At 61.6% G+C, this 26696-nt stretch carries 27 protein-coding genes; 10 read left to right on the forward strand and 17 right to left on the reverse strand.

Features of this window, described 5'->3' with window-relative positions; genetic code table 11:
- Nucleotides 1–13 precede the first annotated feature (13 nt).
- Together KXR72_RS19800 and KXR72_RS19805 are read right to left on the reverse strand one after the other, a co-directional pair.
- Nucleotides 14–691, reverse strand: a complete 678-nt coding sequence (locus KXR72_RS19800; protein ID WP_437422811.1) for a TIGR04211 family SH3 domain-containing protein — start codon at nucleotides 689–691, stop codon at nucleotides 14–16.
- Nucleotides 692–914: 223 nt separating this feature from the next.
- Nucleotides 915–1223 carry a hypothetical protein gene (locus KXR72_RS19805; RefSeq protein WP_437422812.1) on the reverse strand — a complete coding sequence of 103 codons (309 nt, stop codon included), beginning with the start codon at nucleotides 1221–1223 and terminating at the stop codon, nucleotides 915–917.
- 151 nt (nucleotides 1224–1374) lie between these two features.
- On the opposite strand from KXR72_RS19805, the gene KXR72_RS19810 reads away from it, so the two are divergent.
- Nucleotides 1375–1701 carry a hypothetical protein gene (locus KXR72_RS19810; protein ID WP_437422813.1) on the forward strand — a complete coding sequence of 109 codons (327 nt, stop codon included), beginning with the start codon at nucleotides 1375–1377 and terminating at the stop codon, nucleotides 1699–1701.
- Nucleotides 1702–1706: 5 nt separating this feature from the next.
- Here the strand turns inward: KXR72_RS19810 and KXR72_RS19815 are convergent, their stop codons facing one another.
- The 4 genes from KXR72_RS19815 to nirB all read right to left on the reverse strand — a co-directional run bounded on the left by KXR72_RS19815 (nucleotide 1707) and on the right by nirB (nucleotide 7447).
- A complete protein-coding gene (locus KXR72_RS19815) occupies nucleotides 1707–3428 on the reverse strand; it encodes a protein kinase domain-containing protein (protein WP_437422814.1) in 1722 nt (573 codons plus the stop codon).
- A 174-nt stretch (nucleotides 3429–3602) separates the two neighbouring features.
- A complete protein-coding gene (locus tag KXR72_RS19820; protein ID WP_437422815.1) occupies nucleotides 3603–4418 on the reverse strand; it encodes a formate/nitrite transporter family protein in 816 nt (271 codons plus the stop codon).
- A gap of 78 nt (nucleotides 4419–4496) precedes the next feature.
- Nucleotides 4497–4874 carry a nitrite reductase small subunit NirD gene (gene nirD, locus KXR72_RS19825; protein ID WP_437422816.1) on the reverse strand — a complete coding sequence of 126 codons (378 nt, stop codon included), beginning with the start codon at nucleotides 4872–4874 and terminating at the stop codon, nucleotides 4497–4499.
- Nucleotides 4874–7447, reverse strand: coding sequence for a nitrite reductase large subunit NirB (gene nirB / locus KXR72_RS19830; protein ID WP_437422817.1), 2574 nt, complete (start codon nucleotides 7445–7447; stop codon nucleotides 4874–4876). The genes nirD and nirB overlap by 1 nt, the downstream gene beginning before the upstream one ends.
- Nucleotides 7448–7978: 531 nt before the next feature.
- On the opposite strand from nirB, the gene KXR72_RS19835 reads away from it, so the two are divergent.
- Together KXR72_RS19835 and KXR72_RS19840 are read left to right on the forward strand one after the other, a co-directional pair.
- On the forward strand, nucleotides 7979–8803 hold the full coding sequence (locus KXR72_RS19835) for an aldo/keto reductase (RefSeq protein ID WP_437422841.1): 825 nt from the start codon (nucleotides 7979–7981) through the stop codon (nucleotides 8801–8803).
- Nucleotides 8804–8924: 121 nt separating this feature from the next.
- A complete protein-coding gene (locus KXR72_RS19840; RefSeq protein WP_437422818.1) occupies nucleotides 8925–10271 on the forward strand; it encodes an esterase-like activity of phytase family protein in 1347 nt (448 codons plus the stop codon).
- 179 nt (nucleotides 10272–10450) lie between these two features.
- Here KXR72_RS19840 and KXR72_RS19845 read toward each other — a convergent pair whose 3' ends face one another.
- The 3 genes from KXR72_RS19845 to KXR72_RS19855 form a co-directional block, all read right to left on the reverse strand.
- The gene (locus tag KXR72_RS19845) at nucleotides 10451–11632 is read right to left on the reverse strand and encodes a hypothetical protein (RefSeq protein WP_437422819.1); all 1182 of its coding nucleotides are present in this window, start codon (nucleotides 11630–11632) and stop codon (nucleotides 10451–10453) included.
- Between the two features lie 143 nt (nucleotides 11633–11775).
- Nucleotides 11776–12090, reverse strand: a complete 315-nt coding sequence (locus KXR72_RS19850; RefSeq protein WP_437422820.1) for a hypothetical protein — start codon at nucleotides 12088–12090, stop codon at nucleotides 11776–11778.
- 19 nt (nucleotides 12091–12109) lie between these two features.
- Nucleotides 12110–12472 carry a hypothetical protein gene (locus KXR72_RS19855; RefSeq protein WP_437422821.1) on the reverse strand — a complete coding sequence of 121 codons (363 nt, stop codon included), beginning with the start codon at nucleotides 12470–12472 and terminating at the stop codon, nucleotides 12110–12112.
- A gap of 349 nt (nucleotides 12473–12821) precedes the next feature.
- Between KXR72_RS19855 and rfbD the strand changes: the two genes are divergently transcribed.
- Nucleotides 12822–14855 (forward strand): dTDP-4-dehydrorhamnose reductase, encoded by a 2034-nt coding sequence (rfbD, locus tag KXR72_RS19860; protein WP_437422822.1) that lies wholly within the window; start codon nucleotides 12822–12824, stop codon nucleotides 14853–14855.
- A gap of 112 nt (nucleotides 14856–14967) precedes the next feature.
- Nucleotides 14968–16134 (forward strand): NAD(P)-dependent oxidoreductase, encoded by a 1167-nt coding sequence (locus KXR72_RS19865; protein WP_437422823.1) that lies wholly within the window; start codon nucleotides 14968–14970, stop codon nucleotides 16132–16134.
- A 280-nt stretch (nucleotides 16135–16414) separates the two neighbouring features.
- Here the strand turns inward: KXR72_RS19865 and KXR72_RS19870 are convergent, their stop codons facing one another.
- The 3 genes from KXR72_RS19870 to KXR72_RS19880 all read right to left on the reverse strand — a co-directional run bounded on the left by KXR72_RS19870 (nucleotide 16415) and on the right by KXR72_RS19880 (nucleotide 17341).
- On the reverse strand, nucleotides 16415–16606 hold the full coding sequence (locus KXR72_RS19870) for a hypothetical protein (protein ID WP_437422824.1): 192 nt from the start codon (nucleotides 16604–16606) through the stop codon (nucleotides 16415–16417).
- Between the two features lie 147 nt (nucleotides 16607–16753).
- Nucleotides 16754–17131: a YgaP family membrane protein gene (locus KXR72_RS19875; protein WP_437422825.1), complete on the reverse strand. Its 378-nt coding sequence runs from the start codon at nucleotides 17129–17131 to the stop codon at nucleotides 16754–16756.
- Nucleotides 17132–17206: 75 nt separating this feature from the next.
- Entirely contained in the window at nucleotides 17207–17341 is a 135-nt protein-coding gene (locus KXR72_RS19880; RefSeq protein WP_437422826.1) for a hypothetical protein, read from the reverse strand.
- 197 nt (nucleotides 17342–17538) lie between these two features.
- On the opposite strand from KXR72_RS19880, the gene maiA reads away from it, so the two are divergent.
- A complete protein-coding gene (gene maiA / locus KXR72_RS19885) occupies nucleotides 17539–18171 on the forward strand; it encodes a maleylacetoacetate isomerase (protein ID WP_437422827.1) in 633 nt (210 codons plus the stop codon).
- A gap of 145 nt (nucleotides 18172–18316) precedes the next feature.
- Complete coding sequence (hppD, locus tag KXR72_RS19890; RefSeq protein WP_437422828.1) at nucleotides 18317–19396, forward strand: 4-hydroxyphenylpyruvate dioxygenase; 1080 nt, start codon at nucleotides 18317–18319, stop codon at nucleotides 19394–19396.
- A gap of 51 nt (nucleotides 19397–19447) precedes the next feature.
- Here the strand turns inward: hppD and KXR72_RS19895 are convergent, their stop codons facing one another.
- The gene (locus tag KXR72_RS19895) at nucleotides 19448–20755 is read right to left on the reverse strand and encodes an arsenic transporter (protein WP_437422829.1); all 1308 of its coding nucleotides are present in this window, start codon (nucleotides 20753–20755) and stop codon (nucleotides 19448–19450) included.
- Between the two features lie 280 nt (nucleotides 20756–21035).
- Between KXR72_RS19895 and KXR72_RS19900 the strand changes: the two genes are divergently transcribed.
- Complete coding sequence (locus KXR72_RS19900) at nucleotides 21036–22640, forward strand: histidine kinase famiy protein (protein WP_437422830.1); 1605 nt, start codon at nucleotides 21036–21038, stop codon at nucleotides 22638–22640.
- Nucleotides 22641–22646: 6 nt separating this feature from the next.
- Here the strand turns inward: KXR72_RS19900 and KXR72_RS19905 are convergent, their stop codons facing one another.
- Nucleotides 22647–23054 carry a GFA family protein gene (locus KXR72_RS19905; protein WP_437422831.1) on the reverse strand — a complete coding sequence of 136 codons (408 nt, stop codon included), beginning with the start codon at nucleotides 23052–23054 and terminating at the stop codon, nucleotides 22647–22649.
- 54 nt (nucleotides 23055–23108) lie between these two features.
- Nucleotides 23109–23963, reverse strand: coding sequence for a LysR family transcriptional regulator (locus tag KXR72_RS19910; RefSeq protein ID WP_437422842.1), 855 nt, complete (start codon nucleotides 23961–23963; stop codon nucleotides 23109–23111).
- Nucleotides 23964–24034: 71 nt separating this feature from the next.
- Between KXR72_RS19910 and KXR72_RS19915 the strand changes: the two genes are divergently transcribed.
- Nucleotides 24035–24961 (forward strand): DMT family transporter, encoded by a 927-nt coding sequence (locus KXR72_RS19915; RefSeq protein WP_437422832.1) that lies wholly within the window; start codon nucleotides 24035–24037, stop codon nucleotides 24959–24961.
- Nucleotides 24962–25001: 40 nt separating this feature from the next.
- Here the strand turns inward: KXR72_RS19915 and KXR72_RS19920 are convergent, their stop codons facing one another.
- Nucleotides 25002–25628: a LysE family translocator gene (locus KXR72_RS19920; RefSeq protein ID WP_437422833.1), complete on the reverse strand. Its 627-nt coding sequence runs from the start codon at nucleotides 25626–25628 to the stop codon at nucleotides 25002–25004.
- A gap of 419 nt (nucleotides 25629–26047) precedes the next feature.
- Here KXR72_RS19920 and KXR72_RS19925 point away from each other — a divergent pair, with 419 nt between their 5' ends.
- The gene (locus KXR72_RS19925) at nucleotides 26048–26452 is read left to right on the forward strand and encodes a hypothetical protein (RefSeq protein WP_437422834.1); all 405 of its coding nucleotides are present in this window, start codon (nucleotides 26048–26050) and stop codon (nucleotides 26450–26452) included.
- A gap of 39 nt (nucleotides 26453–26491) precedes the next feature.
- Here KXR72_RS19925 and KXR72_RS19930 read toward each other — a convergent pair.
- A partial coding sequence (locus tag KXR72_RS19930; RefSeq protein ID WP_437422835.1) for a hypothetical protein occupies nucleotides 26492–26696 on the reverse strand: 205 nt, incomplete at its 5' end.

The following is a 26696-nucleotide window of genomic DNA, read 5'->3' on the forward strand; positions in this document are numbered from 1 at the left end:
CCTCGGACGTGGCTTAGAACCAGCGGTCGTTGCGCTTTCGGCCGCGCGTCATCGCCGGAAGGATCAGGCCCGCCAGCAGGCCGGCCCCGGCGATGCTGCCGCCGTAGACCATGTAGCGCATCAGCACTTGATTGTTCTCATCACCGAGCCGGGCTTCGGCATCGCGCAGCTCCGATTCGGTGGCGGTCAGGGCGTCATCCAGGGCCTTGCGACGGGTTTCCAACTCGTCGATTAGCGCCTTGCGTGAGTCCAGGGTCTCCTGCATGCCCTGCACGCGCGCTTTCCAGCTGTCATCGATGGTTTTGAGTTTTTCGCTGAGCTCGGCGACCTGCTGCTCGAGCTGCGGCAGGCGCTCGGCCTGGCCGGGCATCTCCTGCAGGTCGCTGCTGCGGATCCAGACACGGTCGCCGTTCTCGCCGCGGATCTGACTGTAGTCACCCTGGGTGTCGAGCAGCTCGACTTTTTGCCCAGAGGTAAGGCTGCCGACGATGCGGTAACCATCGGTTGGCCCGCTGCGCACATAAGTAGTCAGGGAATCGCTGACCCAGCGCTCACTGCTCGCTTGTTGGGCCTGGGCGGGGATGGCTAATGCCAGCAGCGTGCCGATCAAGCCGGCGCCGAAGGCGTTGCGCTGGGTAGAGGAGAGGGAAAAGCGGGAAAGAAGGGCGACAAGATGACGAGATAAGGACATGGGCAGTCTTCGCGTTGAAAAGATGAAGGCCCCGGTGAACGGGCCAAAATAAAAGCGGGCCGGCCTGGTGCGCCTGTAGACCCGGGAGGGTGCGGCCGGCGATGCCGGTCAGATCGGGAGGCTGCATTCTCCCCGGCCGGCGCGGACCCCGTAGCGCTGCAGACAGGACTGACAGCGAACAGGTATGAGGGTTCATTAAATCTTCACCCGAACGTGCTCTGCCTCAGAGTTGTTCGATCCGTTGCGCGCGGATCATCACCTGATCCTGGCGAAAGCGCGCTTCCAACGAGGCGCGATAACGCTGCCACCAGATGCGGTCGAGATCGTCGGCCATGACTTCGTAAAGAATCAGGTCGTCGCGTACCGGATGGTCGTTATCCTCGCACCAGAGCCCGTCGACCGGCGCACGTGCATGGGCTGTGAGCCCGCCGAAGCGCTGCACCAGTTCATCGCGAACGTCACCGAACAGTGCCTTTGGCAGCGCCTCGCCGGTGTTGTCGTAAAGCGGCAGCAGGAGCTGGATCAGGTACATGCGCAAAGTCCTCAAGATGTCGGGATCTGTTCATCCGACCGCGGCGACGCCGGCTTGGCACCTCGGCCCGCGAACCGCCCGTAGGTCCGGGCGAATTCGGCGGCCTGGCTGGACTCCAATCAGGACAGGCACTGTCAGGAGGTAGCTAAAGATGGACGCGTCCCATCCCTCGATCAACGCGCTTCAAAAGGCGCAGGACATCACTTCGCGCTGGGCGGACGGCGAGCTTGGCGCCGACGAGGCGCAGCGGGCACTCCAATCCGTGTTCGACCAGTGGCAGCCCAGCGAGCCCTCGAACGAGACCGAACAGGTGGCAGAGGCCGCGCTCGCCGGTGCGCGCGTGGCTTTCCAGGATTGGCAGCAGCGTGGCGAGAACTGCGAAGAGCTGGTCGCGCAGTTGCGCTGGATTCTGGACCCCTCGAAGGACGGTATTACCGACCCCGTCCTTAATGTCTACGCGCCGCAGCGCCCCGACTGAATCGATTACCGGGCGAGCAGCACCACGACGACCGCCGCCAGGATGAAGGAAACGCTTTTCCAGAACAGCACCGGATTGCGCTCTATGAGCGGCGGCCTGGCCTTGGCCAGGAACGCCGGGCTGGGCTGGCGCAGTTCGAAGATGAATTCGGAAAGCGCCTCGTAGCGCTTGTACGGATCGGGGTGCAGCGCCTTGCGTAGCACATCGTCGATCCAGGCGGGCACCTCGCGGTCATGCTCGCGCACCGGCTGATAGCGCAGCTTGTTCTGCGCCGCACGCGTGCGGGCGCGGGCGACCTGCGTGCCGTAGGGCAGGGCGCCGGTGAGCATCTGGTAGGTGATGACCGCAAGCGAGAACAGGTCCGAGCGCGGTGTTCCGGCCTCGCCGAGAAAATATTCCGGTGCCATGTACTGGGCGGTGCCGAGCAGGTCGCTGCGTTCGAGCGGGGTGCTGATTTCCATCAGCCCGGCCACGCGGGTGGCGCCGAAGTCGATGATCTTCGCCGTACCGGTGGCGTCGATCATGACATTGGCCGGGCGCAGGTCCTGATGCAGCATCTCCAGCCGGTGGAAGGCGCGCAGCCCCTTGGCAATCTGCTCGACGATGCCGCGCACGGTCTCCAGGTCCGGCCGGGGGTGGTCGATCATCCACTGCGCGAGCGTTTGGCCTTCGATGTATTCACCGACGCTGTATAGATAGCTGCGCTTGCGTGTCGGCAGGCAGGGCTTGGCCACGTGAGGGCTGTCGATGCGCCGCGCGACCCATTCTTCGGTGAGGAAACGCTCAAGGTAGGGGGCGTCCCGCTGCAGGTCGATCGAAGGCGTCTTGAGGATAACGGGCGTCTGGCTGCTGTTGTCGATGGCGAGGTAGACGTGGCTGCGGCTGCTGGCGTGCACCTCGCGCACGATGGTGTAGTCGTCGAACGCCGCTCGCGGCTCGAGGATAGGCGGAAAGGGCAGCTCCGTGAGTTGCTGGTAGAGCTCGTCGGCTGCCTGCATGGGTAGCGCATCGATGCGCAGAATCTGCACGGTGAGGTTGTCGTCGCTGCCCTGCTCGAGCGCCTGGGCGACGATGGTGCGGGCAGCGGCGTCCAGGTCATCGGCATGGCTGGTGATTGCGGCGATCATCGCGGCGGAACTGATGAACTCGTAGACGCCATCGGTAGCGAGAATGAACAGGTCGCCCGATTCGACCCGCTCGGCGCGGTAATCCAGATCCAGTTGCGGGTGGATGCCCAGCGCCCGACTCAGGTAGCTCTGGTCTTCCGAAACCCACAAACGATGGTCGTGGGTCAGCTGCTCCAAGGCGGTGCCCTGCACGCGATAGATCCGCGAGTCGCCGGCGTGGAAGAGGTGCGCGGTGTTCGATTTGATAACCAGGGCGCTGAAGGTGCAGACGTAACCGCGATCGGGGTTGAAGCGCTCCGGCCCGTGCTGACCCTGCGCGTGTAGCCAGGAATTGGCGGCCATCAACACCCGCTGCGCGGAGGTCTTCACTGACCAGGCATCGGAAGTGCAGTAGTAATCGGCGAGAAAGCCGGTCACTGCCGACTCGCTGGCGATGTGGCTGACGGCGCTGCTGCTGATGCCGTCGGCCAGCGCGAGAGCGATGCCCTTGCTACTCAGCTGCGGCTCGCGCGGAATAAAGGCGCCGTGGAAGTCCTGGTTGGTTGCCTTGCGACCTTTATCGGTGTGCTGGCCTACCGAGACCGTCAGTGGGGTAGTCATGGGGGGAGATCGTTGAACTCTTGGGCGCTGGCAGCAAGGCGATCGCAAGAAAGCTCGCTGCTACAAGCGCTGCACCGGTAGGTTTGCAACCGCAGGATGACGTGGAGGGAGACAGCTTGCTGGCGATCATTCGTCATGACCACCAGCAAGCGTCCAGCAGACCTTACGACAGTTTCAGCGCACCAGGGCCCGCTTGGCGCCAGTCCGCACGTGCGTGGTGTAGAGCGTCAGGCCGGTGAAGGCCAGGCCACCGACCAGGTTACCGAGCGCGGTCGGGATTTCGTTCCAGATCATATAATCCATGATCGAGAAATTGCCGCCCATGATCATCGCGGAGGGGAACAGAAACATGTTCACCACCGAGTGCTCGAAGCCCATGAAGAAGAACAGCATGATCGGCATCCACATGGCGATGACTTTGCCACTGACGGTGGTGGAGATCATTGCGCCGACCACACCCATCGACACCATCCAGTTGCACAGCATTCCGCGCAGGAAGATCGTCAGCCAGCCGGCCAGGCCGAACTCGGCGTAGCCCAGCGTGCGTGCTTCGCCGACGTGGGAAATCTTCTCGCCGACCGGGCCCGGTTCGGTGGAAAAGCCCATGGTGAAGACGAACGCCATCATGAAGGCGACCGTCAGCGCGCCGCCGAAGTTGCCGAGAAACACTAGCCCCCAGTTGCGCAGCACGCCGTTGACGGTCACGCCTGGGCGACGGTCCAGAAGTGCCAGTGGGGTCAAAACGAACACGCCGGTAAGCAGATCGAACCCCATCAGGTAAAGCATGACGAAGCCGACTGGGAAGAGCATGGCGCCAACCAGTGGCGAGCCTGTCTGTACGGTGATGGTCACCGCGAATACCGCTGCCAGGGCCAGGATGGCGCCGGCCATGAAGGCGCGGATCAGCGTGTCGCGGGTGGACATGAAGATCTTGGATTCACCCGCGTCGACCATCTTGGTCACGAATTCCGAAGGAACGATGTAGGACATAGGTCAGTTCTCAATTGTGTTGGCAAAGCAGGTCGTTCCTGCCGTTGGCGTATCGCTACTCGTTGTGCCTCGCCGCCTTCATGCCACGGCGATTTCCACCGCATCGCCGTTAAGGCGCACCGGCCAGACTTGCAATTGCTGTTCCGGGTATTCCAGACAACTGCCATCAGCCAGCCGGAAGTGCTGTTTGTAGAGCGGCGAGGCGATCACGAGGTCGCCCTTGAGCTGCCCCAGAATGCCGCGCCCGATGACATTCGCGCCCGATTTCGGGTCCTTGTTGGCGATGGCGAAGACCTGCTCGCCGGTCTCCGTTTCGGGCAGGTGGAACAGCGCCACTTGTTGCCCGTCCAGCCAGGCGACTACGCCTGAATTGGCGACCAGGTCGCGGCGGCTGCACAGCGCGCGCCAGCTGACGGCTTCACTCGGTTGCATGCGTACGGCGTTGGGCTGGCTCATCAGAGCACCTCCTCGGTGACGGGAATCAGGTGGAGTTCAGACGCGTGCACCGGCCGACGCTGGCCGCGTTCCTTGACGAAGTGGATGTCCGGATCGCCGCGCCGGTCATTGACGAAGGTGCGGAAGCGCTTGAGCTTTTCCGGATCCTTGATGGCGTTGGCCCACTCGCATTCGTAGCGGTCGACCACCAGCTGCATCTGGGCTTCCAGTTCGGCGGCGAGGTTCAGGCTGTCGTCGATGATCACTTCCTTGAGGTAGTCGAGACCGCCTTCGAGTGATTCGCGCCAGACCGAGGTGCGCTGCAGCTTGTCTGCGGTGCGGATGTAGAACATCAGGAAGCGGTCGATGTAGCGGATCAGGCTTTCATCGTCGAGATCAGTGGCGAACAGCTCGGCGTGGCGCGGGCGCATGCCGCCGTTGCCGGCCACATATAGGTTCCAGCCGTTTTCGGTGGCGATCACGCCGATGTCCTTACTCTGCGCCTCGGCGCATTCGCGGGTGCAACCCGAGACACCGAACTTGATCTTGTGTGGCGAGCGCAGGCCCTTGTAGCGGTCCTCCAGACGCAGCGCCATGCCGACACTGTCTTGCACGCCGTAGCGGCACCAGGTGCTGCCAACGCAGGACTTCACCGTGCGCAGCGACTTGCCGTAGGCATGACCGGTTTCGAAGCCAGCCTCGATCAGCTCGCCCCAGATGTCCGGCAGTTCGTGCAGCTGGGCGCCAAACAGGTCGATGCGCTGGCCGCCGGTGATCTTGGTGTAGAGGTCGTATTTCTTGGCGACGGCACCGAGCGCGATCAGCTTGTCCGGGGTGATTTCACCGCCGGCGATGCGCGGCACCACCGAGTAGGTGCCGTTCTTCTGCATGTTCGCCATGAAGGTGTCGTTGGTGTCCTGCAGCGGGATCAGCCCCGGATCGGTGATCGGCTGGTTCCAGCAGGAGGCGAGGATCGATCCCACGGCCGGCTTGCAGATATCGCAGCCGGTGTGGCCGCGGCCATGTTTGGCGAGCAGTTCTTCAAAACTGATGATCCCTTCGACGCGAACGATTCCGTACAGCTCCTGACGGGTGTGGGCGAAGTGCTCGCAGAGGCTTTTATCCACTTCGACGCCGCGTGCGGTCAGCTCATGCTCGAACACCTGCTTGAGCAGCGCGCTGCAACCGCCGCAGCCAGTACCGGCCTTGGTCGCGGCCTTCAGCTCGCCCAGATCGGTGATGCCGGCGTCGACCTGGCAGCACACCGCACCCTTGGTGACGTTGTGGCAGGAGCAAATGGTCGCGGTGTCGGGAAGGGCGTCCGCGCCCAGCGTGGGTGCGCCGTCGGACAGCGGCAGGATCAGGCTGGACGGGTCGGCCGGCAGTTTGATGCCGTTCTGCGCGTATTGCAGCAGGGTGTCGTAGTAGCTGTTGTCGCCGATCAGCACGGCACCGATGACGCGCTTGCCGTCTTCGGAAAGCACCAAACGCCGGTAGCTGGCATTGGCTTCGTCGATAAAACGGTAGCTCTTGGCGCCGGGCGTGGCGGCATGGGCATCGCCGATGGAGCCGACATCGACGCCGAGCAATTTGAGCTTGGTGGACATGTCGGCTCCGCTGAACGGCTGGTGCGGTTCGCCGCAGAGCAGGGCGGCGAGGTTGCGCGCCATGGTGTAACCGGGCGCAACCAGGCCGAAGACCATGCCATTCCAGGACGCACATTCGCCGATGGCGAAGATCGAGGGATCGCTGGTGCGGTAGTCGCCGTTGATTACCACGCCGCCGCGCGGCGCGATCTCCAGCCCGGCGCTGCGGCCCAGGGCATCCTGCGGGCGGATGCCGGCGGAAAAGACGATCAGGTCGGTTTCCAGATACTCACTTCTACCATCAGGGCCATCCTGGAAGTTCATCCGGTAGGCGTATTCCTCGCCGACGATGATTTCCTGCGTGGCGCGCGACAGGTGAACGCCGACGCCCAGCGCCTCGATGCGGGCCTTGAGTGCCTTGCCACCTTCTTCATCGAGCTGCACCGGCATCAGGCGCGGAGCGAATTCGACCACATGGGCTTCGAGGCCAAGGGACTTGAGCGCGTTGGCCGCTTCCAGGCCGAGCAGGCCGCCACCGACCACCACGCCGCGCTTGGCATTGCTGGCCGCGGCGCGGATGGCGTCGAGGTCATCGAGGGTGCGGTAGACCAGGCGCGAATTGCCTTCAGCGCCCGGGATTGGCGGTACGAAGGGGTAGGAGCCGGTCGCTAGGATCAGTTTGTCGTAGGGCTGGCGGCCCTCGGTGGTGACCACTTCCTTGCGCTCGCGGTCGATCTCCAGCACCTGCACGCCGAGGTGAATGTGCACGCCGTTGGCGGCGTAGTACTCGGCTTCGCACAGGGCGAGGGAGTCTGCATCGCGACCACCGAAGTACTCGGACAGATGGACGCGGTCATAGGCGCGCTGGCGCTCTTCGCCGTACACATGGATCTGGTACTGGCCTAGCGCGCCGCGTTCGACCAGCTGCTCGACGCAGTGGTGGCCTACCATCCCATTGCCGATGACGACCAGCGTTTCACTCTTGAGCGGTGTGACGATTGCGTTCATGACCGGTTCCTCCGTCGAAGCCGCGGTGCGGCGTCGTCGTACAAAATCAAAAAGGCGCCTGGAGCTGTCGGGCAGCTCCAGGCGCCTTTGCCTGGTATTCGTAGGTTGTGGAGGTGACTGTTCGAGCCTCGTTGCCCGTTGCACCTGTCCCGCGCCGTTCAAGGCAGATGGTCTTCGCTGACCGCGGGTGCGCTGCCAAATCAGTTGGCAGGCGTTACAGCTGACAGTGCAGGTTGCATGCCAGACGATCGCAGGCAGGGCAGCAGGGCTCGCAAAACCAATATCCGCAAGGCTTCAAGGGCCATTGCGTAATGTGAAGGCGACGCGCTTGCCCTGGCCCACCTTTGCGCGGCCCTGACCTATAAAGGTGCGATGCCCTGGCTTGATCACTTTTTTGGGGCGTGCGGGCGAGAACTTTGCCGCGCGCCTTCGGTCGGTAATCCACCTGGCCGGCCCGTTCGCCGAGCGCGCGTCGAGCTGACGTCTGGAGGACCCGTGAACACCATCATCGAACAACCCGTGCTGCTGGGCATGATGCGCCTGACGCAATACCCCGAGCTGTCGCAACCGGAGGCGCTGCTTGCATTCATCGAACGCTGCGTCGAGGCCGGCGTCAGCGGCTTCGACCATGCTGACATCTATGGGGGTGGCGAATGCGAGGCGCAGTTCGGTGCCGCCTTGCGCTTGAAACCCGAACTCCGGCGGCAGATCCAGCTGATCGGCAAGGCCGACATCGTGCCGGCTGAGCAGGACCGCTCTCGGTGGTCGGTCAAGCACTACAACACCGAGGCTGGCTACCTGACGGCGGCGGTGGAGGGCTCATTGAGGCGCCTGGGCGTCGACAGGCTGGACGGATTCCTGCTGCACCGCCCCGATCCGTTGCTGCGCGTCGATGAGGTCGCCCGCGCATTGGATGATCTGGTTGCCAGCGGCAAAGTCGCCTGGCTCGGTGTATCCAATGCGGAGTTGCTGCAGTGCCAGGTGCTGGCTCGCGAACTGCCGATCCGCTGCAACCAGATCGAGCTGTCTCTACAAGCGCAAGCGTCTGTTTGGGATGGCCGCCTGCATGGCCTGCAGAGCGAAGGCATCCAGGTGCTGGCGTGGTCACCGATGGCAGCAGGCCGCTTTGCCGCGCCGTTGCAACGGGCTCTCGATACGGTAGCGTTGGATTTGGGCGCGACGCCCAACCAGGTCGCCCTGGCCTGGTTGCGCTGCCTGCCGGGGCGCCCAGTTCCAATTCTTGGCAGCCTGCGTTGGGAGCGGATCGAGGAAGCGGTGCAGGGTGCTTCGCTGCAATTGGATCGGCCGACCTGGTACTACCTGGCCGAAGCGGCGCGCGGGCATGCCGTCGCCTGATCAATAGCGTGTCGAGTAATTGGCGACGCGGCTCGGGTTCGCCATCTGCTTGACACAGTGGCGGCATAAGGTGTGCCGGACGCCGCGACTCCCCGCGGCCCCCGCTCATGGAGAAAGTCCGATGCGTATCCCGAAGCCGTTGGTCCTGGCACTCGCCGCCGCGATGTCCACGCCCGTGATGGCCGCCACTAACACCTTGGTCGGCTGGGCCATGATGCCTGCCGACACCTTTTCCGACGGCCCGACATCCGGCCAGATGGCCTCCGGCAATCCCTATGGCACCTTCACGCCGCCCTACGATGGGCGCCAGCCGGTGCAGGGCTTTTCCGCGATCCTGCCGGGCGCGGATGAAAACAACTTCATCGTCATGACTGACAACGGCTTCGGCACCCAGGACAACTCGGCAGATACGCTGCTGCGCCTGTACAGCGTACGGCCCGATTTCCGTACTGCCAGCGGCGGCAGCGGTAAGGTAAGCGCCAGCGACTACCGCAGCGGGACGCTGCTGGCCCGCTTCATCGCGCCGTCACGCCTGGGCCTGAACGACATCAACCAGAAGCTGGGCCTGCCGATCCAGGCCGACTACCGCTTCTATTACAACGACGGCTCCAAGCCCTCCGTCGACGGCGATATCGCGTTCGGCCGGCTGCTGACCGGAGCCGACCTGGATGTCGAGTCCGTGCGGCGCGACAAACACTGCGCAATGTGGTTTGGCGACGAGTTCGGGCCGTACCTGATCAAAACCGATGCCTCCGGAACGGTACAGCGCAGTGCGATTTCGCTTCCTGGCGTCTATGCGCCACAACACGCGGACGTGCTTGCAGGCCGCGCCACGGCCAACCTGGGTAGCTCGGGCGGTTTCGAGGGCATGGCGATCAACCCTCGCGGCGACCGCCTCTACACCTTGCTCGAAAAAACCGTGACCGGCGATCCGGCCGGTACGCTGCGCATCAACGAATTCGATATCGATGCGGAACGCTACACCGGCCGCGTTTACTTCTACCGTTTGCAGGCAGCCAACCATGCGATCGGCGACATGACGGCCATCGACGACACCCGCTTTCTCGTCATCGAACGCAACGGCGATACCGCGACGCGTGGCGAGCCTTTCAAGCGCATCTACCTGATCGACACGCGTAACGTTGCGAGCGGCGGCACCGTGCAAAAGACTGAGCTGGTCGATCTGATGCGTCTGGACGATCCCGACGACCTCAACCGCGATGGCCAGCGTCTGTTCACCTTTCCCTACGTGACCATCGAGAGCGTGCTGCCGCTGGACTCGCGCACGCTGCTCGTCACCAACGACAATAATTTCCCCGGCGGTGGCGGTCGTGAACTGGCGGCGGACGTAACCGAGTTTCTGAAGATTCGCCTGGCCAGACCTATTCCTGGTGTGCGCCCGCCCCACCAGCAGCAGGAGCGGACCGCGCGCCGTTGCGATATGGCAGCCAACCTGAACCAGCGTTAGCCAGAACTAGGCTCGGGTCCGGTTAGCGGGCGCCTTCAGCGGGCCCAACCGGCCCCGGGTCTTCCCTTGCGCTTCCAGAATACTGGGTTCGCATGCCTTTTCGAGACGGCACCGCTTAGCGACGAACTAGAACCTCGATCGAGCTTTGTTTAGTCAGCGAGTCACTAGAGGTCGGTGGCTCACTGACCGATGAGGTTGATTGTATTGTTGAGTGGCATGTCTTTGACGGATTGTGCTTGGGCTAGCAACTGCGACACCATCGAAAGTACGGCCCCCGATTGCCCTCCGTCCCGCCCTTTCGGGATCGAGTAATGGTCGCCAGCGAATTCAGTGCTAACGACCGCGTCCATGGTCATGCCTGTCTCGACTCTAATGATGGGTTGCTCGCCATCTGGCGTTCTGATCGTCAATGACGCGCCTCGCGCCTCTTGCTCGCGAACGCATTCGCCAAGGTAGTCGAATACCTCTGCCAACGACCGCGTGTGCAGCTCCACCTTTCCAATCCCCTTGGCTTCGAAAAACACGCGCCCCTCACCGACACTGCCAAAAAAGTCCGGGTCACCCAATTTGAACTCTTTCAGGCTCTCCAACTCGCAGCGGGCATGTTTAAAAAGTTCTTCGCGAGGGCGAATGAAGCAGAACCGAGCACTTTCTATAGACTCGGTGAGCTCGTAGCGATTCTTGCCGTTGGCCCTGACGATCAGCTTCTCCTTGCGTGCTGACAATAATTGGTCAATCGATGGTGCTTGCTTGAGTTCAAGTTCTGGCCCGTATCGGCTAACCAGAAATGCCGTTTCCATCGTGATGCCCTGATCGACGAGGCGGTTGATCATTTTCTGGAATCGAGCGAACTCAGCAGGCGCCGATGGGTTATTGAAATAGCGCTCGGTCTTGCCAGGGCGTTGGATCTGCACGCGCTCGAGAAAGAGCGACAAAATCAGCTCCGCTGGATAGTCCTGACGCAACATGAAGGCCAGTGACGTGGTGCTGATGGGCGCAACGTATCCGCGGTAGAACTCTTGGTTGTCTTGGGTAGATACATCGAATCCCGGCCCTTGCTCGACAGACAGGTGCGGGTTAAAGCTGAAATCCGATGGTGCTTCGCCACCAAATGGCAGCGTCATGTTCGCGCCCGCGAATAGCCGGCTGCGGCCGCGAATAGTCGTAACCGTCGTGAAGTGAGCAGGAAGGTTGGCGCTGCGGCGGACGATGTTCAGCAACAAAGCCTCATCCTGCAGACGACTGTAATCTTGATTGATCGTCGCCATCGCGGAGGCGAGGCGCTCGGTGCCGGCACAGCCTGCCAGAAGGCCGAGCATGGGCACAGCCATCAGCCGCACGGCTCGCAAGAAACGGCGCATTGAACGGGTTCCTGGTCTCGGTTCACTGATAAACGGCGTGACGATCGTTTTTAGCAAACGAACGCCCGCGTAGCGGCATGGCCGGATCGCCAGGCCTCGTCATCGCACCATAAAGGATGGCGCCATAGTGTTATGCGCCTGCCTTATTCAAGTTCTCCTGGCGTTGCTGACGCATGGGGTGGGTCGGCAGTGAGCGTTTCCTGTTCAGTGCGGTGCATGTTCCGGTTGGGCACCGAGTCATGCTCTGGCATGCCTTGGACGATGCGACCGTCTTCAGTAACGATCTGGCCCTGCTCGTTGCGATGGGTTTCGAGTTTTTCCTGCGGCGTTGGATTGCCCATCGGGCTCGGGCGCGCACCGGTGTCTTCCCTTGGGGTGCCAGCCGGCCATTGGGCAGCGGCGGGTTGTGCCGCCATCAGCGCTGCGATAGCTAGCGAGATATAAAGTGGGCTGCGCATGTGGGTCTCCTCGTTGTATTCAGCGGGCTGATACGCCTTCGGGTTTGCATTCCAGCAGCGCAACGGGCCCTCCAGCTGAGTATTTACCAGGTATGCGCATAACCACTTCTTCGTTTGGATTTACCGACACTGCTGGGGTCGCCGTCATGACGGTCTCCTCCGGTAGTGCGTGGAATTGGCACGAAGCGATCTCCTGGTCGTGGTTATTCACCTTGATGGCCTGAACACCTTCCAGATCGACCTTGTCCGACGAGGCTGATGGCACGCCCAGTTCCTCGACTTTGATCTGCATCCCGTGCAAGCGTGTTTTGACCTGCGTTTCCTGTGCGTGGATCGGCAAGGCGAGCGCCAGACAGGCCAGGGGTAAAAGGAGCGGTTTCATCCTGCATCTCCGTATTGCTCTGTACAGCATGTGAACAGGGTGCGCCGGAGTAGTTCGCAGCGATGGCCGCAGGGGATAGGGTTGGCCAGAATGCCTCGCAGCAAGTATTTAAGGCATGGAATCGCCCGCAAAACGGCGTATTTCACCTCGTCCAAGTCAGCCCCGACCACGTCCCGCCATATTTCGTTGCAAATTACTGAACCCCGTTCGTCCGAACCGGTCTGAGCAGAGCGCCATGGCCCTTTGCCCATGCGCCGATCAGCAGCCGCCAGGCCAGATGATCGTCTTGGGCCATGGCTGTTCTGACGAAAAACGAATTCCCGCCTTGTTGAATATGCCGAGCGCCCTAATGGATCAGATATACGCAGTCGTTCTGTCGTACAAACGCAAGGATTTGCTCAAACGCTGCCTGGACGGCATCAGTACTCAAAGCCGGCCGTGTGACGGGATCATCGTCGTCGACAACGCAAGCAACGATGGCACCGAGGAGATGCTGCTCGAATCGCAGCTGCCAAATCTCAAGGTGTTCGTGCTTTCGCGCAACACTGGAGCTTCCGGTGGCTTCAGCGCCGGGTTCCGGCTCGCCTACCAGATGGGCGCTGATTTCGTCTGGATGATGGACGACGACGTTATTCCCGAACCGGATGCGCTGGAAAAACTGCTCGAAGCGGACAGCCAGCTGGCGGCTCGAGAGCAGCCCCGTTCTTTCCTTATTTCCCGTGCGTATACCGAATCGGGCGAGTTGACCAATGTGCCGCAGGTTGACGTGCGCCCGAACGGCATCGCGTATGAGAACTGGCCGGCCATGCTCGATCTCGGGCTGGTACCGGTCCGCCCAGCGACCTATGTCTCGATCCTGGTTCCACGCGCCTCGCTGACGCGCTATGGGCTGCCCCTTGCCCAAATGTTCATGTGGGGGGACGACACGGAATACACCTTGCGCATCACGCAGGATGCCCCTGGCTATATCGTCGGGGCCAGCCGCGTCCTGCATTTGCGTCAGGTCAGCGGTGCGCTGGACATCATGCGTGAGCAGAGCCCGGCGCGGATTGCGTTGCACAAGCATCTGGTGCGCAACGAGTTGTACATTGCCCGGCGCTATTCGCGCACACGCCGCGTCCTTCGCCTGGCGCTGTCTCGCTTGCTCTTCGTAGCTCGCCTGTTCGCCCGTGGTCAGCATGGCAAGGCTCGTATCGTTTTTGCCGGCTTGCGAGAGAGCTTGAACTTCAACCCTTCGCCGGAAGCGGCAGACGCGTCGGTCGAAGCGCTGGGTGTGAGCGTTCGGGAGTTGACTCCGAAAGGCCCGTCGGTTGTCGGCTCGGCTGAGCGACCTGTTGCGGCCGTCACTTCGGAGGAAGACGAAGTCGGCCGGGCGAGCCACGGCAACATGCGCGTGCTGGTATGCGGCGCGGCTGGCCAGGTTGGGCATTGCGTCGTCAACCAAGCCGCCAGCTTCGGGCTCGAAGCGATCGGCTTGACGCATAAGGAGCTGGATATCACCTCACCGGCACAGATCCATCGCGCGATCGAGCTGCACAAGCCGGCTCTTATCATTAACGCGGCGGCCTATACCAACCTCGACCATGCCGAGGCTGAAGTGGCGAAGGCCGAGGCCGTTAACCGCGACGGTGCACGCAACCTGGCCGAGGCGGCGAAGCAGCGGGGCATTCCGCTGTTTCACCTCTCCAGTGAGTACGTTTTCGATGGCGAAGGGGCGACAGCATATTGCGAGACCGATGCAGCCGAGCCGCGCAGCGTCTATGGCAAGACGCGGCGGGCAGGCGAAATCGCGATCACCGAGACGCTGGATCGCCATCTCATCTTGCGCACGAGCTGGATCTACAGCGAGCACGGAAACAACTTCGTCAAGACCATGCTCAACGTCGGCAGCAAGACCGGCGAGGTCTCGGTCGTCAGTGATCAGCTGGGGTGCCCGACCCGCGCACGCAGTGTGGCTCGCGTGCTGATCGAGTTGGCCCTGCGCTATTGCCGCGACGGTCAGCTGCAGTGGGGGCTATATCACTACAGTGGTGCGTCCTGGTGCTCCTGGGCCGATTTCGCTACGGCGATATTCCATGAAGCGGAAATCGCCGGCCTGATCGAGCAGGCGCCACGCGTGCTGCCGGTGACGAGCGAGCAACTGCCGCGCGCAGCAGCAAGGCCAGCTTGGTCGGTGCTTGATTGCAGCCTGATCGAGACCACCTTCGGCATCCGGCCCAAACCGTGGCGCGAAGAATTGCACCATGTCATCCGGCTTATGAGTGATCGGCCGAGCGTGCCGGCAGGCCCTGCGCCTAGCCGTGTGCCATTTAAGGCCTATCCGTTCAGCATCGGCGACAACCCCGCCCAGCTGGCGGTAACGCAAACCGCGCTGCGCAGTTAAGCATCCGGAGCAAAACTTTTTCAGGATGTTTCGGTCCGACGAAAATCCAAATTGGAAGGGACGTGTCATGAGCGACGCAACGGTTAAAAGAATAGGGGTTTCAGGAACAGGGATGATCTCGCACTGTTTCGTCCGCTTGATCATGCAGCACTACAAGGATGTCGTGATCAGCCGGGTGCTGACGCGTCGCAAGCTCGATGAGCTAGGCAGATTCCCGCTGCCGGGCGCCTTGACCAACTCAATCGATGACCTGGTCGAACACTCGGACATCATCGTCGAGTGCTCGGGCGACGTGTTCTACGGTACCGAGGTTGTGGAGCGTGCGTTCGAGGCCGGACTTCCGGTCGTAACCGTCAATGCCGAACTTCAGGTGACTACCGGCTCCTACCTTGCCGGGCAGGGACTGATCACCGAAGCGGAAGGTGACCAGCCTGGCTCCCTGGCCGCGCTTCGCGAAGACGCCCTGCAGATGGGCTTCACCCCGCTGGTCTACGGCAACATGAAAGGCTACCTGAACCATAACCCCAGCCGTGAGGACATGGCATTCTGGTCTGCCAAACAGGGCACAAGCATTACCCAGACCACCTCGTTCACCGACGGCACCAAGGTGCAGATCGAACAGGTCGTGGTGGGTAATGGCTTCGGCGCGACCATCTCACGCCCGGGCCTCGAAGGGCTGGCATCGACCAGCCTGGACACCAGCGCCCATGTGTTTGGACTGATTGCCGACGGCCTCGGCCAGCCAATCGTGGACTATGTCATTCCCAGCGGATATCCGGCGGGCGGTGTATTCCTCGTGTGCCGTCATGACGAGAACCAGGCGCCCGCGATCGAATATTTCAAGCTTGGAAGGGGGCCTTACTACGTGCTGACACGGCCATTCCATCTCTGCTCGCTCGAAGTCGGCAAGACCGTACGGCGAGTGCTCGCAGGTGGCGGTGTGCTGCTCAACAACTCCGTGTCGCCGACCCTCGGGGTCGCGGCCATCGCCAAGCGCGAAATGAAGCCGGGCGAGAGTATCGAGCGTGGCATTGGTGGCTTCGATGTTCGTGGCGAAGCGATACGCCTGGCAGACGAGACAGACCATGTACCGATCGGTTTGTTGCGCAATACCGTACTCAAACGTGCGGTGGAGCCTGGGCAGATGATCAGTTTCGACGATGTCGAACTGCTGCCAAGCCGGGCGCTGGATATCGTGCAGCAGCAGCGGGAACGCTTGAAGGCCCGTCCCGAAATGCCCGCAGTCAGCCAACTGACCATGCAGCAAGTAGCGCAATGAAGCGAATGGGCGGCGGGGCGGAGATCTGGGCCGACGGCTATAGCTACCTCGAACTGCGCCATTGCGGCTTGGGGCTAGTGCCCTACCACCACGAGACGCGGCCCTCTAGCTGTTCGGTAAAACCGCTCGAGCCCCTGCCGTCCGTGCAGGTCGCGCCTGGTCCTGTAAGAAACGAGGCGCCAGGCACTCAGTTCACCGCGTGACGCTCTCACGAGGCTCGCCGGTGTTAGCCGGCGTGGCCCTCGCGTGAGCAAAAGCTACTGGCGCAGCTTGCGGTTGTTCAACGCTCCGACGAGGCGGGTTCGCAAAGTGCGGACCACACAGTGCGCGCCATTTGAACCACTGCGCCACCGAAGGTCGACGCTTCGTTCAGCGCGTCCTGCTCGGTCTCGAACAGGGTGAGCACACTGCCGTACGAGTACACGACTCCCCACTGAACGGCGTCTTGCGAATCTACTGTTGTTACGTCCATTTGCGCGCTGCTCCAAGAATGTTGCGGGATGTGACGGTATTTCGGCGCATAGATAGCATGCCGTCAAAAGGCCGGCAATGACCGTCCGGCGGGAGCATTGCGCGCACTAACGAAACAGGCCACTCGCCACGTTTTTTGTGCGCGCGGTCATGGTCGGCCAGCATGCGTTTCGTGGCCCATCGGCGTCGTGTCCGGCAGCGTAACCTGCGGCTGCTCGAAGTCAGGGCTGTGCACTTCGGAGTCGAGTGGCATGTGGGCATAGCGTTGTTTCTCGGTAGCACGCTGTTGTGTGGTGCTCAACGTGGCCCCATGGTTCGTGCCTGTTTCGCTAAGAATGCGCTTCGCCTCGCAACGCCCACTGATGCCTCGGGCGAGTGCCATGCCGCCCATGGCGAGCTGAATCATTCCCCCGAGGCCGCCACGGCGCAGCCCTTTGCCCACCAACATCAGTCCACCCGCGAGCGACGCGGTGCGCTCCCATCCGTGGACGTTCTGCGGCGCGGTCTTGTCGAAAAGTCTGGTCATATCGTTTCCTCAGTCGGAGTTTAGGCGGATGCGGGACGGCGCCACGTGCGTCGTCTGGTCCCAGCGAGCCGAGAGCTACCCCAGCGGGCTTTCGTCCAAATCCGGGCGCTCATCGGTGCCGGTGGTGTCGCCAGAGTTGGGCACATCGCCATATTCGTCGTAGTCGGGGGATGGCTGGTCGTCGCTGTTCGTGTGGGCGGTACTGTTCATAGGTCACCTCGCTGTCTTTCGATAGGCACCGTACTTCGGCTGTTTGTTCTCCGGCGCGGATGAACGGAGTTGCGAGGCGCACCTGAATAGCCAAGGCTTGACAGTCAGACATCGCTACCGCAAATTCCACTAAACGTAATTCGATTACGCAGAACAATAATGACGCGCGGACACCGCGCCCAAGCCTGGCGTGCACCATGGATCTACATACCTATTACCGTTCTACATCGTCCTATCGGGTCCGCATCGCGCTGGCTCTAAAGGGGCTCGACTACCGCGCGGTGCCGGTCAACCTGATCCGTGACGGGGGCGAGCATCGGCAGGCGAGTTATCTCGCGTTGAACCCGCAGGGCCGCGTCCCGACCCTGACCACCGACGACGGCGAACAGATCATCCAGTCGCCCGCGATCCTCGAATACCTGGAGGAGCGCTACCCGGACGTCCCGCTGTTGCCTGCCGATCCGTTAGCTCGCGCCCGCCATCGCAGCGTCGCGGCGCTGATCGGTTGCGATATCCATCCGCTGCACAATGTTGCCGTGCTTAACCGCCTGCGCTCGTTGGACGTCGGCGAGGAGCAGGTAATGATCTGGATTGGGCATTGGGTCAGTGAAGGGCTCAAGGCCGTCGAATCGCTGATCGGGGACGACGGCTACTGTTTCGGCGAACTGGGCCTGGCCGATGTCTATTTGTTGCCCCAGCTCTACGCGGCGCGGCGGTTCAACGTTGCGCTGGACGGCTATTCACGCATTCTGCGCGTAGAGCGTCTGGCGCTGGCGCATCCGGCGTTTCAGGCCGCGCATCCTGATGCCCAGCCGGACAAACCCGAGTGAGTTCCTCGGAATGAAGACCCTGGGCTTTCGACTTATCCTTGGCGAACACCTCGGCCGCAGCGTTCGAGGCATTTCCTGTGCGCCGCCGGGCTGACGAACTCTATTTTCGTCATCCATTCATGCACAGACCGTCAAGGAGCCAATCATGGCCGATCTTTTTGAAAACCCCATGGGCCTTATGGGTTTCGAGTTCATCGAATTCGCCTCGCCTACCCCGAACGTCATCGAGCCTGTGCTAGAAAGCATGGGCTTCAGCCACGTCGCCAATCACCGCTCGAAGGACGTGGCGCTCTTTCGCCAGGGCGAGATCAACGCCATCGTCAATCGCGAGCCGAAGAGCCACGCAGCGTTTTTCGCCGCTGAACACGGGCCGTCCGTGTGCGGCATGGCGTTCCGCGTAAAGGACGCACATCAGGCGTATGCGAAGGCGCTGGAGCTGGGCGCACAGGCTGTCGACATGCCCACCGGGCCGATGGAGTTGCGCCTGCCGGCGATTAAGGGCATCGGGGGTGCACCGTTGTACCTGATCGACCGCTTCGGTGAGGGCAGCTCGATCTATGACATCGACTTCGTCTTCCTCGATGGCGTAGATCGCCATCCGGCGGGCGCAGGCCTCAAGCTCATCGACCACCTGACCCACAACGTATACCGCGGCCGCATGGCCTATTGGGCGGACTTCTACGAGAAGCTGTTCAACTTCCGCGAGATCCGTTACTTCGATATCAAGGGCGAGTACACCGGCCTGACGTCCAAGGCCATGACTGCCCCGGACGGCATGATCCGCATCCCGCTCAACGAGGAGTCGAGCAAGGGCGCCGGGCAGATCGAGGAATTTCTCATGCAGTTCAACGGGGAGGGCATCCAGCACGTTGCCTTCTTGACCGACAACCTGATCGAGACCTGGGACAAGCTAAAGGCCGGTGGCACCGTCTTTATGACCGCGCCGCCGGAAACCTACTATCAGATGCTAGAAGAGCGGCTGCCGAACCACGGCGAGCCTGTGGAAGAACTGAAGTCGCGCGGCATTCTGCTTGATGGCGCGGCGGAGAACGGCGAGCAGCGCCTGCTACTGCAGATCTTCTCCGGGACGGTGTTGGGACCGGTGTTCTTCGAGTTCATCCAGCGTAAGGGCGACAGCGGCTTCGGCGAAGGCAACTTCAAGGCGCTGTTTGAATCCATCGAGCGCGACCAGATCCAGCGTGGTGTGCTCAGCACCGCGGAGTGATGCGGTAGCAGTTGCTGGCGGTCGTTGCCAAACCACCGCCAGCAGCGGCTCTTATCGAGGCATGAGCGGTAACCAGATCGCCAGCGCCACGAGCGTCGCCAGGAGTACCGGCGGCGTGATGATCAAGCCCACCTTGACGTATTGCCCCCAACCGATGCGATAGCCTTTGCCAGCCAGCACATGCAGCCAGAGCAAGGTCGCCAGGCTGCCTATCGGGGTGAATTTAGGGCCGAGGTCGTTGCCAATCACATTCGCATAAACCATCAGTTCCTGCGTCAGCGGGGCCACCTGGGCTTGGTCGATTGCCAGCGCACCGATGAGTGTCGCTGGCAAATTGTTCATGACCGATGCGAGCACAGCGACAGCAAAGCCGGTACCGATCGTCGCGATGAAATCGTCTTGTAGCGCAAGCCAAGCAAGAAACTCGGCGGCACGCGCTGTCAGCCAAGCGTTGCCGAGCCCGTAGACAACCAGATACATCCCGACCGAGAACAGCACGATTTGCCAAGGGGCGTTGGCTAATACCACTTTCAAGGAGACGACATGCCCCTTGCCGAACGCTGCCCAGCGTCCGGCGATAGCCATCAGAACCAGCGCTGCACTGCCAAGGATGAACGAGATTGGAACATGCAGGTTGGCGGTTACGAAAAGCGCGATCAGCAGGATAGCCAGTAAGGGAAATGCCGCTCGAAAAACCTGATCGTCGCGGATGGCGGAGGCCGGTGCTTCGAGACGTTCGACGGGGTAGTGCGAGGGGATCTCGCGGCGGAAATACAGGCCCACTATGAGCAGCGTGGCTAACAGCGACACCAGGTTAACCGGCACCATCACTAATGCGTAACGCGAGAATGAGACCCCGAAGTAATTTGCCGTCACGATGTTGACTAGGTTGGATGTCACCAGCGGCAGGCTCGTCGTATCCGCAACAAACCCAGTCGCGATGATGAAAGCAAGCGCTGCTGCTGGGCTGAAGTCCAGGCGGATCAGAATCGCCAGGACAATCGGCGTCAGGAGCAATGCAGCGCCGTCGTTGGCGAACAGCGCAGCAATCACCGCACCCAAGACGATGATCAGTGGAAACAGCAGCCGTCCACGACCACCGCCCCAGCGCGCGATATGCAGTGCGGCCCAGGCGAAAAAGCCGGCTTCGTCGAGTATCAGCGAGATGATGATCAGCGCGACGAAGGTAAACGTCGCGTCCCAGACAATTCCCCAAACGACCCCCACGTCGCTCAGATTCACCACGCCGGTGGCAAGCGCGACGATGGCACCCGCCAGTGCGCTCCAGCCAATGCCGAGCCCGCGAGGCTGCCAGATTACGAATATGAGGGTGACGACGAAGATAGCGAACGCGAGCATTGGGGGTCCGTTTCGGTAGTGTGGAGCGGGGCGAGTAAGCGTGCCGCCTTCTTGCCGTCAGGGGCGGGTGGCGACTATAGGCGAGGGGCAGGCACGAGGCCAAGACAATGCTGAAAAGCCCATTCCAGAGCGGCCCCAGCGCGCCTTTGTTAACAGTGCCGGTCGGTCAACGGTTATACAGCGTGCTGGTGTTTGTAGAACTTTCCGCCGCTTCGCTAATCGCACATTAGGAGGGCGCTCGCACACGGCTGGGTGCCACGCTAGCTCTTGAGGTGCGTTGATGGCCAATGGAGGCGATCAAAACTTTCGCGTTGATAACAGCTCGACCGGCGATATTTCTGGTTCGGGCAAGAACATCTTTTTCGCTGCGGTTGAAACCACCCGCATGCCGATGATCGTCACGGACCCCAACCGCGACGATAACCCGATCATCTTCGCTAACCGTGCGTTTCTCGAAATGACCGGCTATGACAGCGAAGAGCTGGTAGGGCACAACTGCCGGTTTCTACAGGGGCCAGAGACGGATCGGGCAGTCGTTGCCCAAGTCCGTGAGGCCGTTGCGGAGCGCCGCGAAGTTTCTGTTGAGCTCATCAACTACCGCAAGGACGGCTCAACGTTCTGGAATGCGTTGTTCATTTCGCCGGTCTACAACGATGCTGGCGAACTCATCTATTTCTTCGCGTCCCAACTGGACGTCAGCCGCCGCCGCGATGCCGAAGAAGCGTTACGCCAAGCCCAGAAGATGGAGGCGCTCGGCCAGCTCACCGGCGGTATCGCGCATGACTTCAACAACCTGCTACAGGTGATGATTGGGTATCTGGAGGTGCTCGATCGCGCTGCGACGAAGCCCACCTTCGATCGCGGGCGAATTCAGCGAAGCGTACGTCACGCGCGCAGCGCTGCCGACCGAGCCGCCACGCTGACGCAGCAGCTTCTAGCCTTCTCACGCAAGCAAAAGCTCGAAGGTCGCGTGTTGAACCTCAATACGCTTATTCATGACCTCGAAGAGCTGGCGGAGCGTACGCTGGGCGGGACGGATATCCGTTTCCAGCTGGAGCCGGGCCTCTGGAATTGCCGCATCGATCCGACTCAGGCCGAGGTGGCCTTCCTCAACATCCTGATCAATGCCCGTGATGCGCTGAACGGCCGTGCGGAGCCCACCGTCAGTATCGAAACGCGCAATGTCGTGGTCGAGGAGTTGCATAACCTCCCGTATGAAGGATTGTTGCCAGGGCGCTACGTCAGCGTTGCAATCACCGACAACGGTGCGGGCATGCCGGCGGCCATTCGTGCCCGGGTCATGGACCCGTTCTTCACCACCAAGCAGGACGGCAAGGGATCGGGCCTGGGCCTGTCCATGGTCTATGGGTTCGTCAAACAGTCGGGCGGCATCGTGCGCATCTATTCAGAGGAAGGTGTAGGCACGACGTTGCGCCTGTACTTCCCGGCAGACGACAGCCAAGTGCCGAACCTGCTCGTTAACGAGCGACCACGAGAACGAAATGGCAACGAGCGTATCCTCGTCGTGGATGACCGCCCCGACGTCGCCGAGCTAGCGCGCGCCGTGTTGGAGGACTACGGCTACGCTGCCGAGATTGCATTGAACCCGGACGAAGCGCTACAGCAACTCGAGGAAGGCAGGTACGACCTGTTGTTCACTGATCTCATCATGCCCGGCGGGATGAACGGCGTGATGCTTGCCCGCGAGGCAAAACGCCGCCAGCCAGGGTTGAAGGTATTGTTGACGACCGGCTATGCAGAGGGCTCGCTGGATCGCACCGATGGGGGCGGCAGCGAGTTCGAGGTGATATCCAAACCCTATACTCCAAGCGAGCTCGGTAGAACGGTTCGCGGCGTAATCGATGGGCCGACCGGAGTAAGTTGAAGGCTATCAGTCGATAGGCTCGGAGTCTGGCCGCTGTGGATGGGCTGCGCGGTCACGCGGATAACGGTGTTCAACAGGGAAGGGTGGTAGCCAGCCTTCGCGGCGGATCGTCCAGCATTCGTAGGTCGGTTTCAGTTGGTCGGGCGAGTCCAACGCGCCCAGATGAATCTCGATTTCATTGCCCATGCGCGAGAAAACTGAGCTGCCGCAACGTGGGCAGAAATGCCGACCGGCGTATTCGTTCGTCTCGCCTTCGATGGCGACCACCCCATCCGGGTAGATCGCCGCGGCATAGAACAATGCGCCGTGGTGCTTGCGGCAGTCCATGCAGTGGCAAATACCAACGCGCAGCGGCTCGACAGTCGCCAGGATGCGTACACGGCCGCAGAGGCAGCCGCCAGCGTAGTGAGGCATCGGTCCACCCCTCTGGTTTCTTGACACCAAGAAGTAAAGACCATGGCCGAGCCATCACAGGCGGAAATGCCGGCTAACCGTTTGGCTCAGCAGGTCTACCGCCTCGTCTGAGAGGGCCGCTGCGGCGCGGATAAACACTACCTCATGCTCGGCTATGGCTGGCATACCTTCGAGTACGCGCATATGGGGGGTGATGCGCGCGCGGTCGATCAGGCTGATGGCAAGACCCGCTTCCACGCAGGCGCGTACGGCCTGGCTCGACGGGCTGTCGAGGATGATCCGCCACTTGCGCCCGGCTTGCTTGAGCGAAGTCAGCATTGCCTCGCGGTACGGGCAATCGGCGGCGTAGACGGCCAACGGCAGTGGATCGGCAAGCGTCGAGCTGCCAACGGCGGCACCTACCCACACCGGCGTCGTGGCCGTCAGGATCTGTTCGCGTGCGGCCGGTTCACCCTTTGCTCGGGCGATCACCGCAGCCTGAAGTTTGCCGCGCTCGACGTCATCGCGCAGTGTGTGGCTCGGCGCCGTCTTCACATCGAGAATCACGTTGGGCCAGGCGCTGGTGAAGGCGGGCAAGATGTCTCGGATCACATGCGCGGCGTAGTCGTCCGGTATGCCGAGCTTGATCCGCCCAGCGAGCCGCGTTCCGTGTAGCTCGGCCAGGACACGGTCATGCGTGTGGAGGAGCTCCTGCGTTGCAGCCAGTAACCGCTTGCCCAGCGGCGTCAACGATACGGACTGGTTGTCACGCTCCAGCAGCCTGCCATTGGCCACGCCTTCGAGGCGCTGGATATGCACGCTGATTGCCGCCGGGCTTTTATGCAGCGCCTCAGCCGCCGCCTTGAACCGACCCATACGCGCCACCGCGTGGAAAGTGCGGACCAGCTCGATATCCAGTATCGCCATGATTCATACCCTCTGAATTACTGCTGAAGCATATTTTGATTTATTAGATTATGCGGCGTGCCTAGGCTGTGTCCATGAACACGCTGACTCGATCACTCTCATCCCGACGCCAGGTTGCCGGCTGGCTCAAGCGCATGCCCCTTCCCTTGCTGGAAGCGGGGCTGGTGCTGTGCTGGAGCTCCGGTTTCATTGGCGCCCGCTTCTCGGTCGACCATGCGTCGCCAATGCTTGTGGTGTTCTGGCGCTGCGTGCTGGTGAGCCTGGTCCTGCTGCCCTTCGTCGCGCGCGCGGTCCGAGCCGCGCCACGCAGAGTTCTGCTCGAGAATGCGGGTATCGGCCTGCTTGCCATGGCCGGTTATCTCTACGGCGTCACGCGCGGGATCGCGCTCGGTGTGCCGGCGGGGCTTGCCGCGCTGCTGGCGGACCTGTTGCCGATCGGGATGGCGCTGCTCAGCACGCTCGTCTTGCGGCAAAGGCTCGGCCGTGGCGTCTGGCTGGGGCTGGCGGTAGGGCTCGGTGGGGTATTGCTGGTCACCTGGGACGCGCTGGCCCTGGGCGGCGCACCTCTATGGGCGTATGGCTTACCACTGCTCGGCATGTTGTCGCTTGCCATCGCCACGTTAGGGAAGCGTCAACGCACGGCGGTCGCTGCCTCGCTCGGCCTGCTGCCGAACCTCTGGCTGCAATGCAGCATCACGGGCGTAGCATTCGGTTTCATCGCGTCCGCGGAGGGTAGTCTGCTGCCGCAAGCGAGCTTCGGATTCACCCTGAGCGTGCTCTGGACGGCCGGGCTGGCCACGCTCGGCGGCTACGGGTTGTACTGGCTGTGCCTGAGCCGGGCCACTCCGACCCGTGTCGCCAGCGTTCTCTACCTCAGCCCTGGCGTCACATTGATCTGGGCCTGGGCAATGTTCGGCGAGCCCTTGTCAGCCTGGATGCTGCTGGGGACCGCCGTGTCCGCGGTCGGCATCGGCTTGGTCGTGAGAGGCGAGTCGAGGTAACGGGACGAATCGGACGGCGCGCGGGCCCGGGTATCCCCTGTCAAGGCGCCGGGGATGTCGCCAGCCTGACTCCGAACGCGACGAGCACGCCCCCGGTAATGCGATCGAGCGCCTTCATCAGGCTCGGACGCCGCACGAAGCGGCCCAGCGGCACCGTAGCGGCGATCAGCAGGCCGAACCAGACCAGCGTCAATGCGACGTGGACGCACGTCAGAAAGAATGAATACCCCGCCACGCCGGCCCCCGGCGGAACGAACTGCGGCAGAAAGGTGATGTAGAAGACGCCGATCTTCGGGTTCAGCAGGTTCGTCAGCAGCCCCCGCCAGAACGCATCGAGGCTGCCAGCCGCTGCCTTGCCAGCCCCCGTCTCGAAACTCGTCCGAGGCCGCAACAGCAGCCCGATCCCAAGCCAGACGAGGTACGCCGCACCGGCCATTTTCACGACGCTATAGGCCACCTCGGACGCTTGCAGCAAAGCACCCAAGCCAAGCGACACTGCCGCTCCCCAGGTCAGGCAACCCAAGGTAATACCGGCCGAAGCCATCACCGCCTGCCGTCGCCCACCCACTGCCGCGGACCGCAACACGATCGCTGTATCCACACCTGGCGTAACGGTAAGAAGCGAGGCTGCTGCGACAAAGGCGAGCAGCAAAGTCAGGTCGATCATGGGGCGCTCCGAGCTGAGAGGGGGGCAGCAGCTGACTCTACGAAGCGGCCGACACGGCAGTCAAACCGGTGGGTGCATAAGTGATAGTCGTGGACGGGCGCCGCGTCCTTTTAGTGGTGCCTGTCCCATGCCGGCTACTGTGCTGCACCGCAGCACGACGAAAGGCGATTTCCCGCAAGCGCTTTGCGTAGCACGCCATGGTTTCGCTTACCTGCATGACGTACCGTATGGCACATCACATCGCATCGAAACACCGCCACCGGCGTGCCAGGCGAATGGTGCCTAAACACCTTATCAGGTCACTGAGCTGGGTAACGCATTGAAATTAAACGAGAATTAGGGTTGAGCCGGAATGTTATACACCAAGCCCGTTCGGCGTCTTATACACCAATTGGTGTCTAATTATAGTTAGGCTATACATGAAAACCATAGACACTTCGCTGGCCGGAAACTTAAGAACACTTTCTCAGCTTTCGTACGCCTTTGGATTAACCGGCGCAGCATTTGTAGTGAAGTATTTTTATGATGTTTATGGCGCAGGAATAAAGCTTCCAGCCGTTTTCCATTTTTTACCAATCGGTGCTTTCTGTCTCTTATTTTCGTTAGTTCTTTCGCCTGCAGTCTATAAAAGCATGGTTCCAAACTTGAACTCTTGGATTTCACGCGGAGTAAAAGCATCTCAAATAAATTATGGCACTTCGACCTCACATGCGGTACTGCGCACGGTTTCCATCATAAAATTCATTCGTTTAGTTGTTCTATGCTCCCACCCATGCTTTCTAATTTTGCTAGCTGCAGCAGTAGCTCAATATCTTGCCGCCTAACAAGCGGTTCAAGTCGTTCGCTTCGCTCACTGGGACGGGCTAAAGCCCGCCCCTTAACCAAACGTTAGGCTCCATGGAGAGCTGTGCATGGCCGGTGAACAAGCCCCTTGAAACACCGGACACCGTTTCCCCCTTACCATAAGGGATAGGCAAACGGTCGTGTTTATGACTACCAGTAAAGACAGACATATCGAAGTGCTCGGCCAAGAGCGGCGTCGCCGCTGGAGCGTCGAGGAAAAGCTCA

The sequence above is a fragment of the Stutzerimonas chloritidismutans genome (genome assembly GCF_051486945.1).
GTDB lineage: Bacteria > Pseudomonadota > Gammaproteobacteria > Pseudomonadales > Pseudomonadaceae > Stutzerimonas > Stutzerimonas chloritidismutans_B.

What these genes read in the sequence shown, in the direction of transcription:
- KXR72_RS19800 (WP_437422811.1), bottom strand. Translation starts at nt 691, where the DNA reads ATGTCCTTATCTCGTCATCTTGTCGCCCTTCTTTCCCGCTTTTCCCTC.
- KXR72_RS19805 (WP_437422812.1), bottom strand. Translation starts at nt 1,223, where the DNA reads ATGTACCTGATCCAGCTCCTGCTGCCGCTTTACGACAACACCGGCGAG.
- KXR72_RS19810 (WP_437422813.1), top strand. Translation starts at nt 1,375, where the DNA reads ATGGACGCGTCCCATCCCTCGATCAACGCGCTTCAAAAGGCGCAGGAC.
- KXR72_RS19815 (WP_437422814.1), bottom strand. Translation starts at nt 3,428, where the DNA reads ATGACTACCCCACTGACGGTCTCGGTAGGCCAGCACACCGATAAAGGT.
- KXR72_RS19820 (WP_437422815.1), bottom strand. Translation starts at nt 4,418, where the DNA reads ATGTCCTACATCGTTCCTTCGGAATTCGTGACCAAGATGGTCGACGCG.
- nirD (WP_437422816.1), bottom strand. Translation starts at nt 4,874, where the DNA reads ATGAGCCAGCCCAACGCCGTACGCATGCAACCGAGTGAAGCCGTCAGC.
- nirB (WP_437422817.1), bottom strand. Translation starts at nt 7,447, where the DNA reads ATGAACGCAATCGTCACACCGCTCAAGAGTGAAACGCTGGTCGTCATC.
- KXR72_RS19835 (WP_437422841.1), top strand. Translation starts at nt 7,979, where the DNA reads ATGATGCGCCTGACGCAATACCCCGAGCTGTCGCAACCGGAGGCGCTG.
- KXR72_RS19840 (WP_437422818.1), top strand. Translation starts at nt 8,925, where the DNA reads ATGCGTATCCCGAAGCCGTTGGTCCTGGCACTCGCCGCCGCGATGTCC.
- KXR72_RS19845 (WP_437422819.1), bottom strand. Translation starts at nt 11,632, where the DNA reads ATGCGCCGTTTCTTGCGAGCCGTGCGGCTGATGGCTGTGCCCATGCTC.
- KXR72_RS19850 (WP_437422820.1), bottom strand. Translation starts at nt 12,090, where the DNA reads ATGCGCAGCCCACTTTATATCTCGCTAGCTATCGCAGCGCTGATGGCG.
- KXR72_RS19855 (WP_437422821.1), bottom strand. Translation starts at nt 12,472, where the DNA reads ATGAAACCGCTCCTTTTACCCCTGGCCTGTCTGGCGCTCGCCTTGCCG.
- rfbD (WP_437422822.1), top strand. Translation starts at nt 12,822, where the DNA reads ATGGATCAGATATACGCAGTCGTTCTGTCGTACAAACGCAAGGATTTG.
- KXR72_RS19865 (WP_437422823.1), top strand. Translation starts at nt 14,968, where the DNA reads ATGATCTCGCACTGTTTCGTCCGCTTGATCATGCAGCACTACAAGGAT.
- KXR72_RS19870 (WP_437422824.1), bottom strand. Translation starts at nt 16,606, where the DNA reads ATGGACGTAACAACAGTAGATTCGCAAGACGCCGTTCAGTGGGGAGTC.
- KXR72_RS19875 (WP_437422825.1), bottom strand. Translation starts at nt 17,131, where the DNA reads ATGACCAGACTTTTCGACAAGACCGCGCCGCAGAACGTCCACGGATGG.
- KXR72_RS19880 (WP_437422826.1), bottom strand. Translation starts at nt 17,341, where the DNA reads ATGAACAGTACCGCCCACACGAACAGCGACGACCAGCCATCCCCCGAC.
- maiA (WP_437422827.1), top strand. Translation starts at nt 17,539, where the DNA reads ATGGATCTACATACCTATTACCGTTCTACATCGTCCTATCGGGTCCGC.
- hppD (WP_437422828.1), top strand. Translation starts at nt 18,317, where the DNA reads ATGGCCGATCTTTTTGAAAACCCCATGGGCCTTATGGGTTTCGAGTTC.
- KXR72_RS19895 (WP_437422829.1), bottom strand. Translation starts at nt 20,755, where the DNA reads ATGCTCGCGTTCGCTATCTTCGTCGTCACCCTCATATTCGTAATCTGG.
- KXR72_RS19900 (WP_437422830.1), top strand. Translation starts at nt 21,036, where the DNA reads ATGGCCAATGGAGGCGATCAAAACTTTCGCGTTGATAACAGCTCGACC.
- KXR72_RS19905 (WP_437422831.1), bottom strand. Translation starts at nt 23,054, where the DNA reads ATGCCTCACTACGCTGGCGGCTGCCTCTGCGGCCGTGTACGCATCCTG.
- KXR72_RS19915 (WP_437422832.1), top strand. Translation starts at nt 24,035, where the DNA reads ATGAACACGCTGACTCGATCACTCTCATCCCGACGCCAGGTTGCCGGC.
- KXR72_RS19920 (WP_437422833.1), bottom strand. Translation starts at nt 25,628, where the DNA reads ATGATCGACCTGACTTTGCTGCTCGCCTTTGTCGCAGCAGCCTCGCTT.
- KXR72_RS19925 (WP_437422834.1), top strand. Translation starts at nt 26,048, where the DNA reads ATGAAAACCATAGACACTTCGCTGGCCGGAAACTTAAGAACACTTTCT.